Annotated in this window: 24 protein-coding genes; 21 read left to right on the top strand and 3 right to left on the bottom strand. The window is 63.7% G+C overall.

All coding sequences use genetic code 11. The features are described from left to right. The first annotated feature begins 2 nt into the window (after positions 1 to 2). The 15 genes from CW360_RS14040 to CW360_RS13970 all read left to right on the top strand — a co-directional run bounded on the left by CW360_RS14040 (position 3) and on the right by CW360_RS13970 (position 6932). On the top strand, positions 3 to 428 hold the full coding sequence (locus tag CW360_RS14040; protein WP_101194128.1) for a host nuclease inhibitor protein: 426 nt from the start codon (positions 3 to 5) through the stop codon (positions 426 to 428). Between the two features lie 2 nt (positions 429 to 430). Then, on the top strand, positions 431 to 781 hold the full coding sequence (locus CW360_RS14035) for a hypothetical protein (RefSeq protein WP_101194127.1): 351 nt from the start codon (positions 431 to 433) through the stop codon (positions 779 to 781). Then, positions 778 to 1032 (top strand): hypothetical protein, encoded by a 255-nt coding sequence (locus CW360_RS14030; RefSeq protein ID WP_101194126.1) that lies wholly within the window; start codon positions 778 to 780, stop codon positions 1030 to 1032. The genes CW360_RS14035 and CW360_RS14030 overlap by 4 nt, the downstream gene beginning before the upstream one ends. Then, a complete protein-coding gene (locus CW360_RS14025) occupies positions 1032 to 1214 on the top strand; it encodes a hypothetical protein (RefSeq protein WP_101194125.1) in 183 nt (60 codons plus the stop codon). The genes CW360_RS14030 and CW360_RS14025 overlap by 1 nt, the downstream gene beginning before the upstream one ends. Then, on the top strand, positions 1207 to 1572 hold the full coding sequence (locus CW360_RS14020; RefSeq protein ID WP_101194124.1) for a DUF5406 family protein: 366 nt from the start codon (positions 1207 to 1209) through the stop codon (positions 1570 to 1572). Before CW360_RS14025 ends, CW360_RS14020 begins: the two co-directional genes overlap by 8 nt. Further along, a complete protein-coding gene (locus tag CW360_RS14015; protein ID WP_101194123.1) occupies positions 1565 to 2185 on the top strand; it encodes a DUF3164 family protein in 621 nt (206 codons plus the stop codon). Before CW360_RS14020 ends, CW360_RS14015 begins: the two co-directional genes overlap by 8 nt. 1 nt (position 2186) lies before the next feature. Next, positions 2187 to 2411 carry a hypothetical protein gene (locus CW360_RS14010; RefSeq protein ID WP_101194122.1) on the top strand — a complete coding sequence of 75 codons (225 nt, stop codon included), beginning with the start codon at positions 2187 to 2189 and terminating at the stop codon, positions 2409 to 2411. A gap of 1 nt (position 2412) precedes the next feature. Continuing rightward, positions 2413 to 2979 carry a gp16 family protein gene (locus tag CW360_RS14005; protein ID WP_101194121.1) on the top strand — a complete coding sequence of 189 codons (567 nt, stop codon included), beginning with the start codon at positions 2413 to 2415 and terminating at the stop codon, positions 2977 to 2979. Next, entirely contained in the window at positions 2979 to 3527 is a 549-nt protein-coding gene (locus CW360_RS14000) for a hypothetical protein (protein WP_101194120.1), read from the top strand. Before CW360_RS14005 ends, CW360_RS14000 begins: the two co-directional genes overlap by 1 nt. Beyond that, entirely contained in the window at positions 3524 to 3892 is a 369-nt protein-coding gene (locus CW360_RS13995) for a Mor transcription activator family protein (RefSeq protein WP_237856894.1), read from the top strand. Before CW360_RS14000 ends, CW360_RS13995 begins: the two co-directional genes overlap by 4 nt. Next, on the top strand, positions 3807 to 4412 hold the full coding sequence (locus CW360_RS13990; RefSeq protein WP_101194119.1) for a TonB-dependent receptor domain-containing protein: 606 nt from the start codon (positions 3807 to 3809) through the stop codon (positions 4410 to 4412). The genes CW360_RS13995 and CW360_RS13990 overlap by 86 nt, the downstream gene beginning before the upstream one ends. Further along, positions 4402 to 4707: a DUF3649 domain-containing protein gene (locus CW360_RS13985; protein ID WP_101194118.1), complete on the top strand. Its 306-nt coding sequence runs from the start codon at positions 4402 to 4404 to the stop codon at positions 4705 to 4707. Before CW360_RS13990 ends, CW360_RS13985 begins: the two co-directional genes overlap by 11 nt. Beyond that, entirely contained in the window at positions 4704 to 6179 is a 1476-nt protein-coding gene (locus CW360_RS13980; protein WP_101194117.1) for a PepSY-associated TM helix domain-containing protein, read from the top strand. The genes CW360_RS13985 and CW360_RS13980 overlap by 4 nt, the downstream gene beginning before the upstream one ends. Then, a complete protein-coding gene (locus tag CW360_RS13975) occupies positions 6173 to 6493 on the top strand; it encodes a hypothetical protein (protein WP_093984321.1) in 321 nt (106 codons plus the stop codon). Before CW360_RS13980 ends, CW360_RS13975 begins: the two co-directional genes overlap by 7 nt. Positions 6494 to 6557: 64 nt before the next feature. Further along, a complete protein-coding gene (locus CW360_RS13970) occupies positions 6558 to 6932 on the top strand; it encodes a DUF6746 family protein (RefSeq protein ID WP_101194116.1) in 375 nt (124 codons plus the stop codon). Positions 6933 to 6942: 10 nt separating this feature from the next. Here CW360_RS13970 and CW360_RS13965 read toward each other — a convergent pair whose 3' ends face one another. Then, positions 6943 to 8478 (bottom strand): MltF family protein, encoded by a 1536-nt coding sequence (locus tag CW360_RS13965; RefSeq protein WP_101194115.1) that lies wholly within the window; start codon positions 8476 to 8478, stop codon positions 6943 to 6945. A gap of 98 nt (positions 8479 to 8576) precedes the next feature. Then, positions 8577 to 8846 (bottom strand): HP1242/YdcH family protein, encoded by a 270-nt coding sequence (locus CW360_RS13960; protein WP_101194114.1) that lies wholly within the window; start codon positions 8844 to 8846, stop codon positions 8577 to 8579. A gap of 171 nt (positions 8847 to 9017) precedes the next feature. Here CW360_RS13960 and CW360_RS13955 point away from each other — a divergent pair, with 171 nt between their 5' ends. From CW360_RS13955 to CW360_RS13935, 5 genes are all read left to right on the top strand, one after another. Next, complete coding sequence (locus tag CW360_RS13955) at positions 9018 to 9764, top strand: EAL domain-containing protein (RefSeq protein WP_101194113.1); 747 nt, start codon at positions 9018 to 9020, stop codon at positions 9762 to 9764. A 69-nt stretch (positions 9765 to 9833) separates the two neighbouring features. Continuing rightward, positions 9834 to 10247 carry a large-conductance mechanosensitive channel protein MscL gene (gene mscL / locus CW360_RS13950; protein ID WP_101194112.1) on the top strand — a complete coding sequence of 138 codons (414 nt, stop codon included), beginning with the start codon at positions 9834 to 9836 and terminating at the stop codon, positions 10245 to 10247. 123 nt (positions 10248 to 10370) lie between these two features. After that, positions 10371 to 12623 (top strand): bifunctional diguanylate cyclase/phosphodiesterase, encoded by a 2253-nt coding sequence (locus tag CW360_RS13945; RefSeq protein WP_212633303.1) that lies wholly within the window; start codon positions 10371 to 10373, stop codon positions 12621 to 12623. A gap of 17 nt (positions 12624 to 12640) precedes the next feature. Continuing rightward, on the top strand, positions 12641 to 13762 hold the full coding sequence (locus tag CW360_RS13940) for an ABC transporter substrate-binding protein (RefSeq protein ID WP_101194111.1): 1122 nt from the start codon (positions 12641 to 12643) through the stop codon (positions 13760 to 13762). Next, the gene (locus CW360_RS13935; protein ID WP_101194110.1) at positions 13737 to 15752 is read left to right on the top strand and encodes a sensor histidine kinase; all 2016 of its coding nucleotides are present in this window, start codon (positions 13737 to 13739) and stop codon (positions 15750 to 15752) included. Before CW360_RS13940 ends, CW360_RS13935 begins: the two co-directional genes overlap by 26 nt. On the opposite strand, the gene CW360_RS13930 is transcribed toward CW360_RS13935, so the two are convergent. Continuing rightward, the gene (locus CW360_RS13930; protein ID WP_101194109.1) at positions 15682 to 16458 is read right to left on the bottom strand and encodes a ferredoxin--NADP reductase; all 777 of its coding nucleotides are present in this window, start codon (positions 16456 to 16458) and stop codon (positions 15682 to 15684) included. The genes CW360_RS13935 and CW360_RS13930 overlap by 71 nt on opposite strands. Before the next feature lie 72 nt (positions 16459 to 16530). Between CW360_RS13930 and CW360_RS13925 the strand changes: the two genes are divergently transcribed. Beyond that, positions 16531 to 17655, top strand: coding sequence for a methyltransferase (locus tag CW360_RS13925; RefSeq protein ID WP_101194108.1), 1125 nt, complete (start codon positions 16531 to 16533; stop codon positions 17653 to 17655). Positions 17656 to 17680 lie beyond the last annotated feature (25 nt).

Here is a 17680-nt window from a genome sequence, read left to right as displayed (position 1 = left end):
TCATGGCCATCACCATCGAACAAATCATGGAGCAGGCCCAGGTTTACGCCTCGGCCTGGAGCCTGGTCGACGGGCCGTTCGACAATGGCAACCTGCTGGAGCAGGCCGAGCTGGAGAAGCAAGTGCTGCTGGAGCTGCTGATCGCCTTCGAAGACGAAACCCATACCGCTGGGGCCCAGGAAGCGCAGCTCGACCTGGCCAAGCCGCTGATCGAGTGGCACCAGCGTCGGATTAGCAACCTCGGCACGTTGCAGCAGGCGGTAAAGGGCACCCAGATCTGCCTCGGCGTGGACGATGCCAATCCCATTGTCCTAGAGGGCGCGATGCTCAAAGGTTGGCGCTTTGCACTGGCGATCGCCGAGCAGCAGTTCGAGAAGTTCCCGCTGTCCATCGAACGTACCGCCCCGGCCAGCGACGAGGAGGAATGACCATGCGCGCTCCCAACGTCATCCCGTTCAACGCCAAGATCGCCGCCGAGATCTCCATCCAGCACGCGCTGCCCATGTGCACCGTGCTGACCCCTGAACTGGCCGACAAGCTGCGCGCCCTCAACGACATGAGTCGCCGCCTTCGTGCGGCGGGTGTGCGCGTGAAGTCCGCGTCGCCGCTCGACGGCAAGATATTCATCTACGCCGAAGACTCCGACCAGCTCGCCGCATCGTTCCACAGCGAATGGCGCAGCCCGGTCTGGAGCACCAAGGGCGTCCACACCATCAACAGCGTCCGTCTCGGCGGCTGCTACGTCTGCTGGCTGACACCGGCAAAGGGGCTGCCGTCATGAGCCAGGCCGAACAACTGCAGCAGGAGCTGGCCGAAATGCAGGAGTCCATGCAGCGCATGGACGATCGCTACAACCAGCTCTCGCTTGCTCTGCATCACCTGACCCAGGCCAGCAATCTACTTTGCGCGCAGATCGCGGTGATGTGCGAGGCCCATATGGCAGGCGATAACACGCTAGTCATGCGCCAGGTCGAGCAGTTCACCCAGGCCTACCGCGCCAATCTCAAGCCCGCTGATGGGAGGACGCATTGATGAACCTGGACGCACGCCTGCGCGAAGCCCTGGCGCTGCTCAAACGTAGCGCCGGCTACGCCTCGGCCTACCCGAGCATCGGCGGACACAAGCTCAACGACGAGATCTGCCGCTTCCGCGAGGCGGTACAGGCCGAACTCGAAATCAATACCCAACAAGCCGAGGAAGAAACCCATGGCTGATACCGCGATGAACTATGACCCGAACCTGGTGCTGTGCGGGCGCAGAGCAGTACAGACCGTTCGGCTCACATTTGGAGTATGGGATTACCGGGCAGTCATAGAGGTCGAGGTCGGCGGCAACTGCACCGGCCTGACCGTAATCGACTGCGCTGTCGGCATCGCTTACGACCAGTTGGAACAGCGCGGCATCTACGGCAGCGATGACACCTATGCCGTCATTACCTTGGCCAAAGCTGGTGAAGCCGAGGCCGACATGGAGTGCGAAGACGACGAGGGACATTGCGAGGAATGGCTCAAGGACATGCTGATCGCCGCTGAAATCACCGCTATTCGCCCGAAGGAGGCATCCCATGGCTGAGCAAATCGTAATCCCAGCCGGCTTCGTCCAGAACGCCGCCGGCCATCTGGTGCCGGAGCACCAGGTGCGCGAACACGACAAGCTGCGTGACCAGGTCGCCGGCGATCTGGCCAAGCAGGCCGTGGCTATAAGTGAGTCCCTGACTGCCTTCAAGGCCAAGGCCTTGGGCGATATCGCTGACCTGATCGCTATCTCTGCCGAGAAGTACCAGGTCAAGGTCGGCGGCAAGAAGGGCAACGTATCCATCACCACCTACGATGGCCGCTTCAAGATCGAGCGCGCCATGGCAGAACGCATCACCTTCACCGAAGAGATCCTCGCGGCGAAGGAGTTGATCGATCAGTGCATCCGCAAATGGAGCGAAGGCGCCGACCAGCACCTGCGCATCCTGGTCGACCGTGCCTTCCGCGCCAACCGCCAGGGCCAGATCAAGACCGGCGACGTGCTCAGCCTGCTGCGCGTTGAGATCGATGCCCCAGACTGGCAGCGCGCCATGGAGGCCCTGAAGGACTCCATCCAGGTCAACGGCACCGCCGTGTACATCCGCGTCTACCAGCGCGTCGGCAACACCGACCGCTACGACCCGATCAACCTGAACATCGCGGCGGTGTGACATGCCTGCATTTGAATGCACCGTGCAGTACTACATGGGTGCCTACCAGACCAACACCGTGCGCAGCCAGCGCGCCAGTTGCAGCCACTCCGAGGACGAGGCCGTGCGCCACCTGGGCGTCAAGCTGTTCGGCGAGCGGCTCGATCACGTCGAGCGCATCGATCTCAAACCCGGTGATAAACCGGGCATGAGCCGCTGGCTGATTGTCGGCAGGGAGGCTGGCTGATATGCCTCTGCAAAAAGCCATTCTCAGCAAGATTCATATCGCTCAACAGCAACTAGGTATGGACGATCACAGTTATCGAGCATTGCTCGCTCGCATTGCAGGTGTGCGCTCGGCTAAAGAACTGAATGCCAAGCAGGCCAGCAATGTTCTGCGCGAGTTCGAGCGTCTGGGGTTCAAACCGAAGCCCAGCAGCAAAGCAGCAGGCAAACCGCACAACGCCAAGCAGCTCGGGCCGCGCATCGACAAGATAGAGGCTCAGCTCACCGACATGCGCCTGCCTTGGGCCTATGCCGACGCGCTGTCGCGGCAAATGTTCAAGGTCGAGAAGGTGGCATGGCTGAAAAAGGCCGAGCAGCTCGACGCTCTGATCGCCGCCCTGCACGTGGAGCAGGAGAAGCGCCAGCTGCTCAACCAGGTGGAAGCGCTGTGCAAGCAGCTCGGGGTGGATACTCCAGAACGCCTTGAGGGTTTGGAAGAACTGCCCGAAGGGTGGCGCCGGCAGCGTCCAATTCTCAAGGCTCTGGTGGGTGCCCTGAATGCGGCGGTCAACGCTCAGGAGCGCGACTGATGCAGCTGCAATGCCCCTGCTGCGGCGAGCAGTTTCCGATTGAGGCCGGTTTCGCAGACGCAGACGGCAAGAAGCTGGCGGCGCTGCTCGCTGGCCTTGATCCGAAGCTGGGCCGCGCGGTGCTCAACTACCTGCGGCTGTTCAGCCCGGCCAAGCGCGGCCTGCGCATGACCCGCGCCATCAAGTTGCTGGAGGAGCTGCTCGACCTGGTCAACGCCGGCACGGTTCAAAAGGACGCCCGCACCAACGATTCCAAGCCGGCGCCGCCCAGGATCTGGACAGCTGGCATCGAGCAGATGCTGATCGCCCGCGATCGCCTGACGTTGCCGCTGGAGAACCACAACTACCTGCGCGCGGTCGTCTATGGCATCGCCAGCGACCCCGCCCAAGCCCAAGCCGTCACGCCGTCTAAGCCAGCACGTGCAGCAGCCACTACTCAACAGATCCTGCAGGACACCCTCGGCCGTATTGAAGCCGACCGCCGCTTGGGTCTTATAGATGAAGAGGAAGCCGAACGCCGCATAGCAGCGGCAAGGGGGAGCGCATGAGCAACAAGCCCACAGCGATGGCGGAGAAGCGCCACGAACTACTCAGCGATATCGCCGACCACGTTGCGGCTGTGGTTTCTGAGCACGGTGTCGACGCGAAGATCGCCGAGCAGGCCGGCGCGGCGGTGGTCGAGCATCTGTCGAACACCTGGGCCGGCTCGTGCGTGACATTTCCGAAGGATTTCCGCTGGCGGATCACCCAGCGGGATCTGGAGATCCTGGGCAAATTCAACGGCCGCAACCACCACGCGCTGGCCGTTGAGTACGACATGACAGAGAATGCGATCTACAAGCTGCTCAAGAGAACGCAGGACAGGAAGTTCGACCGCGACCAGCATAAAATCGACTTCGGCGACGGCCTGTAACCCAGGCCGCCGCCGTTTCACCTACGGCAACACTGTTACAAACCCCGTCCCGCTATTTTCCCCTTCGTTCCTTTATATCCCGCCTTTATCGCGCTTTTCCGGTGTTATCTTTCTCAAGCCTGCACAGCTGCAACTGACAGGGGCGCTCACCCTGCTCGACGCGCAGACCCGCCGTAGTACGCTGGCCGCCGAGCAGGGCCGGCGCCCCTCGCAGGTCGCCGAACGCCTCGCCTCGCTGTGGGCGGTCTACCACTTCGACCAGGGCCCGCTGAGCGGCTTTAACCTGGGCATGGGCGCCCGCTACACCGGAGCCAGCTACGGCGACAATCAGGAAAGCGCCCAACTTCGCGTGCCGTCCTTTACCGTGTATGACGCCATGCTCAGCTACCGGCTGGACGACCTGACCCTGCAACTCAACGCCAACAACCTCACCGACAAGCAATACATTGCCACCTGTGATTACTACTGCTGGTACGGCAACCGACGCAACCTGATCGCCAGCCTCAGCTATGCCTGGTAAAGCGCGCCGAGTCCGCCACACCTTCGCCGGCGTCGGTACGCGCAGCCTGGCAGCCCTGCTCGGCGGCTACCTGGTGGCCTACAGTGGCACGTTGTGCCTGGCCGTCTATCTGCCCCTGGCCCGTCCCGATCGCGCCGTCTGGGCCAGCCTGGCCAGCTTTGCCCTGTGGGCGCTGGCCATGTTGCTGGCGTTTGCCTGCCGCACCCCCCTGCGCGCCTGGCTATGGCTGGCCGGGCTCAGCCTGCTGCTGAGCGGCAGTGCCTGGCTGGCCGGCACATGGGGCATGCGACCATGAGCCTGCGCCAACGCCTCGCAGAGCTGCACGGCTGGGCCGGCCTGGCCAGCAGCTGGTTGCTGTTCGTCATACTGTTTTCCGGCAGCCTGGCCTGTTTCGACAAGGAAATCGAACGCTGGATGCGCCCACTGCTGCACACGCCGCAGCCCATCGAGGCGAGTGCACAACAGGTCCTGCAATGGCTGGAGCAGCATAACCATGCCGAGCTGCATGCCATCTGGATGCAACCGCCCGCGCCCCGCCAGCCCTACTGGCGACTGATCTGGGAAACCGCCAGCGGAGCCCGTCAGCAGGTCCTGCTTGATCCGCAGTACGCACAGCCACTGCCCGCCAGCGTCGGCGGTGAGTTTTTCCTGACCTTGCACTGGAACCTGCACAGCGGCACTCCGGGCATGTACCTGGTCGGCCTAGCCGGCATGTTGATGCTGGTCGCCCTGCTCAGCGGGCTGCTGATCCATAGGCGGCTGATCAGGGATTTCTTCACCTTCCGGCGACGCGCCAGCGCCCCTCGCGCCTGGCTGGACCTGCACAACCTGGCTGGAGTCAGCGCCCTTCCGTTCCATCTGTTCATGGCCTACAGCGGCGTGGCCATCATGGTCGCCAGCTACATGCCGGCCGCCGCGCAATGGCTGTACGGCAGCGACCTCGGGCAGTTTGCCATGGAGGCCAGCGGCAGCTACCACCGCGACGAACTGCAACGCCCAGGCCCCGCCAGCCTACCCATGCAGCAAGTGCTGGAGCAGGCGCAAGCACGGTGGAACGGCGCGCCGATCTTGTGGATCAACATCGAGCATCCAGACGACGCCTCAGCCGTCATCCAAGTACGCCAGCGCAACGACTCGACGATCGCCAGCCCACAACAGCACCTGTACTTTGCCGCCGAGAACGGCGCGCTGCTGCACCATCAACAACCCAGCGACGCCTACCAGGCCTACACTTGGATGACTGGCCTGCATAAAGGGCAGTTCGCTGAAGCCCCGCTGCGCCTGCTCTACCTGCTGCTCGGACTGGCCGGCTGCCTGATGCTGCTGGCCGGCAACCAGCTATGGCTACGCAAGCGCCAGGCTCGCGATGGTCAGCCTCGCGCACTCCTGCAGGCAATCAATGCCGGCGTGTTCCAGGGATTACCGCTGGCCTGCCTGGCCTTATTGTGGAGCAACCGCCTGTTACCTCAGCACTGGCCGGGACGCGACGCACTGGAAGCTGCCAGCTTTGCCCTGACCTGGCTGGGCTATGCGCTGTGCTGCATGGCCTGGCGCCATCATCCTGCGCGGGGTAGGCGCTGGTACCTGTTCGGCGGCCTGGCCATTGCCTTGCCCTTGCTCGCCCCGCTACAGGTGCCAGGCCACCTGCTGACCAGCCTGGCCAATGCTGACTGGGCCTTGGCGGCGATCGACCTGGCGTTGCTCGGCGCTGGCCTGGTATGCCTGTATGTCGCACAGCATGCTGCCCGAGGACCTCGGACATGCTGATCGCCCTGCTGCTCTGCTATGGCTGCGCGCTGGGGCTAGGCATGCCCGCCCTGCATCGTCAGCAGCACCTGGCGCCGCTGGCCTCCTTCCCATACCGGGCCTGGCAGGTGCTGGCACTGACCTGCCTACTCGGTGCGGGATACTGGCTGGAACAGGCTGGCTACAGGCATGCCTGGCTGTGGCTAGTCTGCCTGCTGATGCTGGCCGGTCTGCTGCGCGGGCTTTTTCCGGCACGCCCCGGACAACTGCTGGGCGCCTGGCTATTGGCCTGGCTGCTGGCCGGCAGCCTGCATGGACTTGATCTCAGTCAATGATAAAAATTCGCATTTGCATAGGATAACCAACAACCCTGCACGACCAATCAGTCTGGAGAACTCCATGCACTACGCCCGCCCTCTTTCCGCACTACTGCTTGGCCTTTTGCTCGCCGGCCACAGCCTGGCCAGCGAGCGCTATGAACACTTCAAGGGGCAACCGTCCGAAAACCTCCCGCAAGCCCTGCACAACCTGGGTGAATACAACCAGAAACTACAGGCGCTGCTGGCCAAGCCGGCATTTGATGAACACGACCTGCACGAAGTCCATGCCCTGACCTACACCCTGGAAAACGCCCTGGGGCGTATCGACAGCGAGCTGAAAGTCATCGCCGCAGACCTCGAGGCCGTACACAAGGCCTCTGAACACAACGACCCAGCCAAGGTCCGCCAGCACGGCCAGGCGTACCTGCAAGGGAGCCAGCCACTCCAGCGCTGAAGCGCGCGGCTCAGCGTGTGGCCTGGCGCTCGCGCAGTTGCGACTTGCCCTGCTGCCTTTGCTGGTGCCTGAACTCAACCAGCTTGTAGGCCAGGTAGTACTTGTAGATGTTCGCCACATAGTCGACCGTCTCACGCCCCACCACGCGCGCAGCGGCATGCTCGACATTGCCGAACCAGACATTCGGGTCGAGGCCCGATTTCTCCGCCAGACGCCGGAACTTGCGCAGATTGCCAGGGCCGGCGTTGTAACCGGCGAAGGACAGCAGGGTGCGATTCATGTCGGTCAACTGCGGATCATCCAGGTAGCGCGCAGCGAGCAAGCGCATGTACTTGCTGCCCGCCTCGATATTGCGATCGGCACTCTTGTCCACGCCCTGGATGCCAATGTCCGCCGCCGTACTGGGCAACAGCTGCATCACCCCCACGGCCCCCATCGGGCTGCGCGCCGCCTGGTTCAGGCGCGATTCCTGAAACCCTTGCGCCATGAGCATCAGGTAATCGAAGTCATAGGTCATGGCGTGCTTCTGAAACAGTGCCACCAGGCTCTCGAACTTGCGCATTTCCGCTTCACGCGTGGGATTACGCAGGCGCTTGCCACTCTGCGTGACATAACGTACGCGCAGCGCGTTGCCGAATGGCGTGCCCAGCCGATGGCTACGCGCAAAACTGTCCAGCGCCTCTTTGAGCTGTGGGCTGCCTGGGCGAATGGCCCAGGCGAACTCGGCATCCTGATGAATGTAGAAGGCATCGTGAATCCGTAAGCGCTGATAAAGCGGCTGCCAGGCCTGGGCAATATAACGGTCCACCACCACGGCGTTGAGCAGGCCGGCATTGAGCATTTCCAGCAAGTCCTCGGACTCCAGGTTCTCGTCAGCCAGCATGATGCGCACGGGCGCCATGCCGCGCGCCTTGAACTGTGCGTTGAGCGCCAGCAAGTGCTCGTGATAGCTGCTGGAGCGTCGTACCGTCACCTCATAGCCGGACATTTCCTCCAGCCGACTGATCGGCTGGCTGGCCGGCCCGGTGACCAGAGCTTCACGGATACCGGAGACGAACGGACTGGCAAAATCGACCTGCTCCAGGCGCTGCGTGGTGATCGTCAAACCACCCGCGGCGATATCGCCCTCGCCGGCCAACAGCTTGGGTAGCAACTGGTCACGTGCGACCGGGATGAACATGACTTCCCAGCTCAGCGAGCGACGCGGAAAGGGCTGGTTACGATTCAGCCAATCCTCGAAGGCCTTGCCATAGCTGTAACTGATACCGTCCTGCTGCCCGCGATCAACGGTGTAAAAGGTCTTGCTGTAAGGCACCAGGATGCGCACCAGGCGCCGCTCGCGCATGCCCTGCAGATCCCCCGTCCAGGACTCGGGCAAGGCCAGTACCATGCCATCGACTTCCGCCTCCTCGCTGGCACTCAGTGCCACATCAGGAAGCGCCAGCGAGGCCTCGGGCGCAGCCTCCAGCGTGGGAGCCAAGGTTTGTGCCCTGGGCTGGCAAGCGACCAGCAGCAGGCACAGCAGCCATACAGCGAATACACGCATCAGCATCCTCCAAGACCTGTCGGCCCGTTCCATTGTCCGCCCAGAAAAAAACCGGCCTCCTCACGGTAGGCCGGTTTTTCAAGATACGCCGGGGCGAATCAGCCGCAGCAACCGCCACAGCAGGAACCCTTGCTCTTTCTCAGCAGCCCGGCGATTTCATCCTTGAGCGCCACACGCTCGACCTTCAGCGCACCCAGAGCGGCATCATCGAGCAGCTCGATGCCATCTTCGATACGGCAAATCTGCTTGTCGAGATCCTCGTAAGTTTCGGCCAGGCGCGCGAAGTGCACGTCAGTCTGGCGCAGCTCCTGCATTTTCTCGCGCATTTCCGGGAAATCCTTGATCAACGGGTGATGTTCTACATACATAACGGAAACTCCGTGGTTGGCCTATGTCTGTAGACTACCCAGCCCCAGGACGCGCGCCCTTGACGCCGGTCAACTGCCTGGCGCGCCGTGCGACAATCCGCCCCGTGCGCATTGAATTCGCCCCGCAGGGCGCTACCCTGCAAGAGTCCCCGCTAACCCTGAGAACCCTCCATGTCCGACAACCATCGCTGTAGCGCCTGCCGTGATGGCCAGGCATTCCCCTTGCCGCTGGGCATGGCCTTCCAGCCGATTGTCGACGTGCGGCAACGGCGGATATTCGCCCATGAAGCGCTGGTGCGGGGTGCCAATGGCGAGTCAGCAGGCAGCCTGCTGGAGCAGGTCAACGAGAGCAATCGCTATGCCTTCGACCAGGCCTGCCGGGTACAGGCCGTGGAATGGGCGGCACGCCTGCAGGTACCGGCCCTGGTTTCCATCAACTTCATGCCCAACGCGGTGTATCGCGCGGAAACCTGCATACGCACCACGCTGGAAGCGGCCAAACGCTGCAACCTGGCACTCGACAAGATCATCTTCGAGGTCACCGAGCAGGAGCAGGTACTGGATATCGATCATCTGGTCGGCATCCTCCGCGCCTATCGCCAACAGGGCTTTCGCACCGCCATCGACGACTTCGGCGCCGGCTATGCCGGCCTCAACCTGCTCGCCGACTTCCAACCCGACCTGCTCAAGCTGGACATGCAGCTGATTCGCGGCGTCGACCAGGATACGGTACGCCAGGTGCTGGTCGACAGTACGCTGCAAATGTGCCGGCGTCTGGGCATTCAGGTCATCGCCGAAGGCGTCGAGACCCTGGCCGAGCTGCACGTCCTGCGCGAGCTGGGTGTCGAACTGCTCCAGGGCTACCTGCTGGCCCGCCCCGGCTTCGCCTGCCTACCGGAAGTGCACTGGCCCGACTGAACAGCGGCTGCAGCCAGGCCGCCGCTGACATACACTGCCGGGTACCTAAACTCACAACAGGGACTCGACATGAGCTTGCTTTCCGAATTCAAAACCTTCGCCGTCAAGGGCAACGTGGTCGACATGGCCGTCGGCATCATCATCGGCGCCGCGTTCGGCAAAATCGTTTCCTCCTTCGTCGGCGACGTAGTGATGCCCCCCCTGGGACTGCTGATCGGCGGTGTCGACTTCAGCGACCTGGCCGTGGTGCTCAAGGCCGCCGAGGGCGACAGTGCCGCCGTGGTACTCGCCTACGGCAAGTTCATCCAGACCGTGGTGGATTTCATCATCGTCGCCTTTGCCATCTTCATGGGCATCAAGGTCATCAACCGCCTCAAGCGCGAAGAAGCGGCCGCGCCGGCCGAACCGCCCGCGCCCAGCGTCGAACAGCAACTGCTCGGGGAAATCCGCGACCTGCTCAAGGCCCGTCACGACCAGCCCTAAGAGGCCCACGCCTGCGCGCCGGGTGACTTTCCCGGCACGCAGGCGAAGACTGACCTAGACTCAGCAAGCGACCGCAGTCGCCATAACAACAATGCCATCACCCTTTGCAGTCAAGGCGAGTCGATGAGCCAGCACAGCGATGACGATCTGTTTGCCTTCGATCAGGAAGACCCTGGCGAGCCCTCCCACGCGGCACATGCCAGCTGGCGCATCCTGATCGTCGACGATGACCGCGATGTCCACCAGGCGACCTGCCTGGCCCTGGCCAAGACCGAGATACTCGGCCGCCCGCTGCAGTTCCTGCATGCCTACTCGGCACAACAGGCACTGCAACTCCTGGATAACGAAGCCCAGATCGCGGTGATCCTGCTGGATGTGGTCATGGAGTCCGAGCAGGCCGGCCTGCAACTGGTCAAGCGCATCCGCGAAGAGCTGCACAACAGCGAAGTGCGCATCATCCTGCGCACCGGCCAGCCCGGCTACGCACCGGAAATGGACGCCATCCGCGATTACGACATCAACGACTACAAGACCAAGTCCGAACTGACCCGCAACCGCCTGTACACCGTCCTGACCGCAGCCATCCGTTCCTACGAACAGATCCACACCATCAATGCCAATCGCCGCAGCCTGGCCATGGTGATCAAGGCCAGCAGCCAGCTGCTCGCCCTGCAGGGGGTCAGCGAGTTCGCCGCGGGCATCATCACACAGATCTGCGGGCTGTTTGGCTTGCCGCCGGAAGGCGTGGTATGTGCCTGCGAACAAGCCGACCAGCCTGGCCGGGCGCTGGTGGTAGCCGCTGCCGGACGGCTCACCGAGTGCATCAACCAGCCGCTTGCCAGCCTGCCGGACAACCGTGTCGCGGCAGCCCTGGCGCAGGCCCTGGAACAGCGCGGCAACCTCTACCAGGCGCAGGCCACCACTCTGTTCTTTGCCAGCCAGGATGGCCAGGACATGGCCGCCTACCTGCAAACCCAACGCCCACTGAGCCTGCTCGACCGACAACTTCTGGAAGTGTTCTGCAGCAATATCGTCATCACCCTGGACAATGTACTGCTGCTCAGTCGCCTCAAGGATCACGCCTACTACGACCCGCTGCTGCATATCGGCAATCGCCTGGCGCTGATCCAGGCGCTCGACCGTGCGCTGGCCGGCCCACAGCGTGAGCAGGCCAGCCTGGTTCTGCTGGATATCGATGGTTTCTCCGAACTCAACGACACCCTTGGCCACCAGCTTGGCGATGCCCTGCTGGCCGCCGCCGCCGAGCGTCTGCAGCAGCAACTACCACGCGAAGCTCTGCTGGCACGCGTAGCCGGCGATGTCTTCGGCATCCTCCTCGACAATCGACTGATCGATACGCCGCACCTGCAGGCGCTTTTCCAGCAACCCCTGCAGTTCGCCGGGTTGCAGCAGCACATCACCGCCACCATTGGCCTGACCTGCCTGGACCAGATCGACGGCAGCGGCAGCGATGCCCTGAAAGCCGCCAACATCGCGCTCAAGCACGGCAAGCAGCAGCAACGTGGCAGCATCAACCATTTCACCCGAGCCATGGAACAGGCCACCCATGCCCGTGTGCGCCTGCTGCAGGAGCTGCGCGAAGCCTTCGAGCAGCAACAGCTGTTCCTTGTCTACCAACCGCAGGTGCGTCTGCAGGACGGCCTGCTGGTAGGCGTCGAGGCGCTGCTGCGCTGGCGCAAGAGCGACGGCCAGTGGGTTGCTCCCGACCAGTTCATTCCGCTGGCGGAAAGCTCCGGGCTGATCGTCAGTCTCGGTGCCTGGGTACTGCAGCGCGCCTGTAGCGATCTGCAACGACTGCAGGCTGCCACCCGGCAACCCCTGCGCATGGCCGTGAATGTCTCGGTCAGCCAGTTCCGCCAGGCCGGCTTCCTGGCAACCCTCGACCAGGCCCTGCAGCACAGCGGCATCGCGCCGGAACGCCTGGAGCTGGAGATCACCGAATCGGTGGCCATGCTGGACGCCGAGTTCATGGTCGAGCTGATCAACCACATCAAGCAACGCGGCGTACGCATCGCCATCGACGACTTCGGTACCGGGTTCTCTTCCCTCAGTTACCTGCAGCAACTGCAGGTCGATCGCCTGAAGATCGACCTCAGTTTTATCCGCCAACTGGAACATAACGAAGGCAGCCGACGCATCGTCGAAAGCATCGTGCAACTCGGCCACAGTCTGCAGCTGCAACTGCTGGCCGAAGGCATCGAGCAGGCCAGCCAGGCCCGTCGCCTGGTGAGCATGGGCTGCCAGGAAGGCCAGGGCTACTGGTTTGCCCGCCCCATGCCGCTGGACGATTTGTTGCAACTGGTGGAGCAGCGCGCCAACGGCAGCCTGCAACTGCCCCAGGAGATCGCCCTGTAAACCTGCGAGGACCTGCCATGCGAGCATTGCCCTTAGCGACCCTGGCCCTGCTGACCAGCCTGCTGCTGACGGGTTGCGACAGCCCTGCCAACACCCCTCCCGCCTGGCAACTGGGCATTCTGGTCGACACGTCCGGGCCGAGTGCCAGCCTGGGCATCTCCGGGCGCAACGGCATGCAGCTGGCCGTGGAACAGGCCAATGCCCAGGGCGGCATCCAGGGGCGCCCGGTGGAGCTGGTGTTTCGCGACGACGCCTTCAACCCTGTGCAGGCCCGGCACGCCGCGGGCGAACTGATCGCCCTGCAGGTGGATGCCGCGCTTGGCCCGATGACCAGCCTGGTCGCCGAACAGGTAGCCCCGCTATTCAGTGATGCCGGCATTCTGTTGATGGGCGGCTCACCGCTGACCCGCCAGCTGGCCGGACGCGACGACCAGTTTTTCCGCACGCTCAGCCATGACAACCCGGACGCCCGTGCCATCGCCCGCCATCTGCGCGAAGCCCTGCAACTGCAGCACCTCGCCGTCCTCGTGGAAAGCAGCAACAGCGCCTTCACCCGTCCCTGGCTGGATGACTTCACGGCGCACTTCGAGGCGCTAGGTGGTCAACTGCATGCGCCCATCGAGTTTCAGCGCGATCACCAAACCGACTTTGCCGCGCTGGCCCGCCAGGCGCTGGCCAGCGGTCCGCAAGGGGTGGTGCTGGTCAGCAGTGCCCTGGATACCGCCCTGCTGGCTACCCAGTTGCGCCAGCAACACCCCGGACTGCCGCTGGCGGCACCTGCCTGGTCCGCCGCCGACGACCTGATTGGCATGGGCGGCAAGGCCGTGGAGGGCCTGGTGACCTCACAGGTTTTCGACCTCGATGACCCCAGCGCACATTTCCGGGCCTTTCGCGACGCTTTTGAAAAGCGCTTTGGCCAACCGATCAATACCGCATCGGTCACCGGCTACAACGCCGCTCAGGTCCTGCTCGAAGCCATGCGCCAAGGCCAGCCCGGGGAGTCACTCAAGCAGACCCTGCTACGCATCCGCCGCTTCAACGGCCTGCAGTATGAAATCGTCTTCGATGACTATGGCGACAGCCACAGCCCCTTCTACCTGATGGTGGTGCGCGATGGCCGCTACAGCCGCGCAGACTGACAAGGCCCGGCCACTGCTGTGGACACTGGCCGGACGTTTCCTGCTGGTCGCCCTGCTGCCCATTCTGACCATGGGCCTGCTGTTCTACCTGTACTACGCACCGCTCATGCGCAGCGCCGTGGAGCAACGCCAGCAACTCGCCGCCGACACCACCGCACAACAGCTACAGCGCCACTTCAGCATTGCCAACCGTGAGCTCAGTGCGCTGGCTGCACTGTTTCGGCATAACCGCCAGCTACCGGTCGCCCAGCTGCAGACACTGCTGGACGCTTACGCCGACTCTTCGGACTTCTACGAAGCGATCTACCTGACCGATGCCGAGAGCCGCATTCAGGTCATCGGGCTGCCCCAGGCCAAACGCCACCTGCGCCAGAACCTGGCCGGGCTGGATCTGTCGGCGCGCGATTTCGTTCGCCAGGCCCATCAACAACAGCAAGCCTACTGGTCGAACAGTTTTCTCTCCACGGTCAGCGCCCGCCCGGCCGTGGCCCTGGCCCTGCCGGTTGGCCGACGTAGCCTGGTCGGCGAGGTGGCGATCAGTCCGCTGCCGCAACTCGCCCACCAGCTGAGTCTGGACGGCACCCTGCAGGTGCGTATCGTTGACCGGCAATACCAGCTGATCGCTGACTCGCAACGCCAGGGCGATCTGCAGCAACTCAACCTGGGACACCTCGCGGTGCTCCAGGACGATGCGCCCAGCCCCCGTGAATTTACCCTCGACGGCCAGCGACTCACCGGCCTGGCCCGCCAGGTCGACGGTCCCGGCTGGCGCGTACTGGTCGCGCAGCCGGTCGAGCAGGCCTATGCGCTGATCCAGGCCACCTGGCAGCGCCTGCTGATTGCCCTCGGCCTGACCCTGACCCTCGGCCTGCTGTTTGCCGGGGCCACCAGCTGGGCACTGGCCGGGCGCATTTCCCTGTTCAGCCGGCATGCCCGGGCAATTGCCGCCGGCGACTACCAGCTGCCCCTGGAACACAGCCGGATTGCCGAACTGAACGACCTGAGTCACAGCCTGCAACGCATGGTCGCGGCCATCCATGAACGGGAAAGCGACTACCGCGAACTCAATGCCAGCCTCGAGCAGCGCATCAACGACCGCACCGAAGCCCTGCGCCAGAGCAACAGCGAACTGAGCAGCGCCATGCAGATTCTCCAGCACACACAAAGCGAGCTGGTACAGAGCGAAAAGCTCGCCGCGCTTGGTGCGCTGGTCGCTGGCATCGCCCATGAGCTGAATACGCCGATCGGCAATAGCCTGATGGCTGCCAGCAGCCTGCAGGACTTCAGCCGCGAGGTGGCCAGCGCCATCAGCGACGGCACCCTCAAGCGCAGTGCATTGGAAAGTTTCCTGGCCGACAACCAGACCGCCAGCGACATCCTGATCCGCAACCTGCGCCGCGCCAGCGAGCTGATCAGCAGTTTCAAGCAGGTGGCCGTCGACCAGGCCAGCGCCCAGCGCCGCCAGTTCCACCTCGACGAGGTGGTCAGCGAGATTCTCATCACCCTCGGCCCGAGCCTGAAGAAAACCCCCTACCGGGTAGTCAACCAGGTGCAGTTGCATGAGGAACTGGACAGCTATCCCGGGCCGCTCGGCCAGGTGCTGGTCAACCTGATCAACAATGCGCTGCTGCATGCCTTCCACGCTCGCGAGCAAGGCTGTATCGAACTACGCGGACAAACCCTGCCCGGTGACTGGCTGGAACTGCAGGTGTGTGACGATGGCATCGGCATTGCCGATGAGCACCTGCCACGCATCTTCGACCCGTTCTTCACGACCCGGCTTGGTCAGGGCGGCAGCGGCCTGGGCCTGCATATCGTGCACAACCTGGTCAGCGGCGTACTGGGCGGCAAGCTGGGCGTGCGCAGCCAACTGGGCCAGGGCACCTGCTTCACCCTGCGTCTGCCACGCGTGGCACCGCTTACCAGTAGTTCTCCACCGCCACCTGACCGGGCCGACGCGTCAACGCCAACTGCAAACCCCGCTGCCTGAGCGATTCGCGGGTATCTTCGATCATCTGCGGATTGCCACAGACCATCAGGCGCGAGTGCTCCGGCTGCAAGGCCAGGCCAGCGGCGCGCTCCAGTTCACCTGTGGCCAGCAAGCGGGTCAGCCGTCCGTGCAGGCAGCCGTCCTGCTGCTCGCCGGTCAGGGTCACCAGGTACTGCCATTGACCGGCCCGGATACCCAAATAGTCACGCCCCGGCAAGGCATCGAGCAACGCCCGATACACCTGTTCCTCGGCGTGGCGCACGCTGTATAGCAGGCGCACCTGGGCAAAGCGCTGCCAGACCTCTGGCTCCTGGAGAATCGACAAGAACGGCGCAATTCCCGTACCACTGGCCAGCAACCACAGGTCACGGCCATCGCTGAAGCGGTCCAGGGTGAGAAAACCATAGGCCTGGCGCTCCACCAACAGTTCATCGCCAACCTGCAGGCGGGCCAGTTGGCTGCTGAACTGGCCATCGGGCACCTGGATGGAGAAGAATTCCAGGTAATCATCGTGCGGCGCCGACACCATCGAATAGGCACGCCAGACCACGCAACCGCTGGCCGTTCGTACGCCGAGGCGGGCGAACTGTCCGGCACGGAAACGGAAAGCTGCGTCGCGGGTGCAGCGCAGACTGAACAGCTTGGGCGTATGGCGCTGCAGCGCGGTAATGGTCTGGCGGGTGAACTTGTCGTCACGGGCAGTCATACTGTGTACCCCTTGTACGCGGCTCACTGCCAGTGTCGCGCAAGTCACGCCGAACAAACACCGCCAGTTGCTATGCCTATTCTGACCAGCCCCTTTGCCGCCCACGACCTGATCCGCCAGCCCGAGATGGCCAACCAGCCACTGCAGGCCTTCGATGCCGCCGATCAGTACCTGCTTGAGCACCTGCATGCCCAGGGCCTGGCCCCGGACAGCCGGGTGCTGCTGCTCAACGACAGTTTCGGCGCACTGGCCTGTGCACTGACCGGGCACTGCCAGCTCACCAGCAGCGGTGACTCCTTCCTCGGTCACCTGGCCCTGAGCAAGAACCTGCTGCGCAACGGCCTGGCCGCTGACAGCCTGCGCTTCGTGCCTGCCAGCCAGCCCGTCAGCGGCCCCTTCGACTGGGTGGTGCTGCGTATCCCCAAGACGCTGGCCTTGCTCGAAGAGCAACTGATCCGCCTGCACGGCCAGCTGGCACCGGGCGCCCGGGTCGTTGCCGGCGCCATGCTCAAGCACCTGCCCCGCGCCGCAGGCGAGCTACTGGAGCGCTACGTCGGCCCGGTGCAGGCCAGCCTGGCGGTGAAGAAGGCCCGCCTGCTGTTCGCTACGCCGCAGCCGCGTCCACAGCCGCACTCGCCTTACCCGACCTATTACTCGCTCGAGCAACCCGCCATCCGCCTCGCCAACCACGCCAATGTGTTCTGCCGGGAAGGCCTGGATATCGGCACCCGCGCACTGCTCCCGCACCTGCCCGCGCGCAGTGGCGCGCTGCGCGTCGCCGACCTGGGTTGCGGCAACGGCGTGCTGGGGATTGTCTTTGCCCTGCACAATCCCGAGGCACAGCTGACCCTGGTCGACGAGTCCTACATGGCCGTGCAGTCGGCCGAGGAAAACTGGCAGGCCGTGCATGGCGCACGGCCAGTGTCTATCCGCGCGGGCGACGGGCTGGCCGAACAGCCTGCGGCCTCGCTGGACCTGGTGCTGTGCAATCCGCCCTTTCACCAGCAGCAAGTGGTCGGAGACTTCCTCGCCTGGCGTATGTTCCAGCAGGCCCGCGCAGCCTTGGTGGCGGGCGGCGAGCTATGGGTGGTCGGCAACCGCCACCTGGCCTATCACATCAAGCTGAAACGTCTGTTTAGCGAAGTCCATCAACTGGCCGCCACGGCAAAATTCGTGATTCTCCGCGCAATACGCTAGGCTGGGAAAAACCACCGCAGCGATG

The organism is Pseudomonas fluvialis, from assembly GCF_002835605.1.
In the GTDB taxonomy this organism is placed as follows: Bacteria; Pseudomonadota; Gammaproteobacteria; order Pseudomonadales; family Pseudomonadaceae; genus Aquipseudomonas; species Aquipseudomonas fluvialis.
Note: the sequence above shows the minus strand (reverse complement) of the source record. Positions and strands in the feature narration are given on the sequence as shown.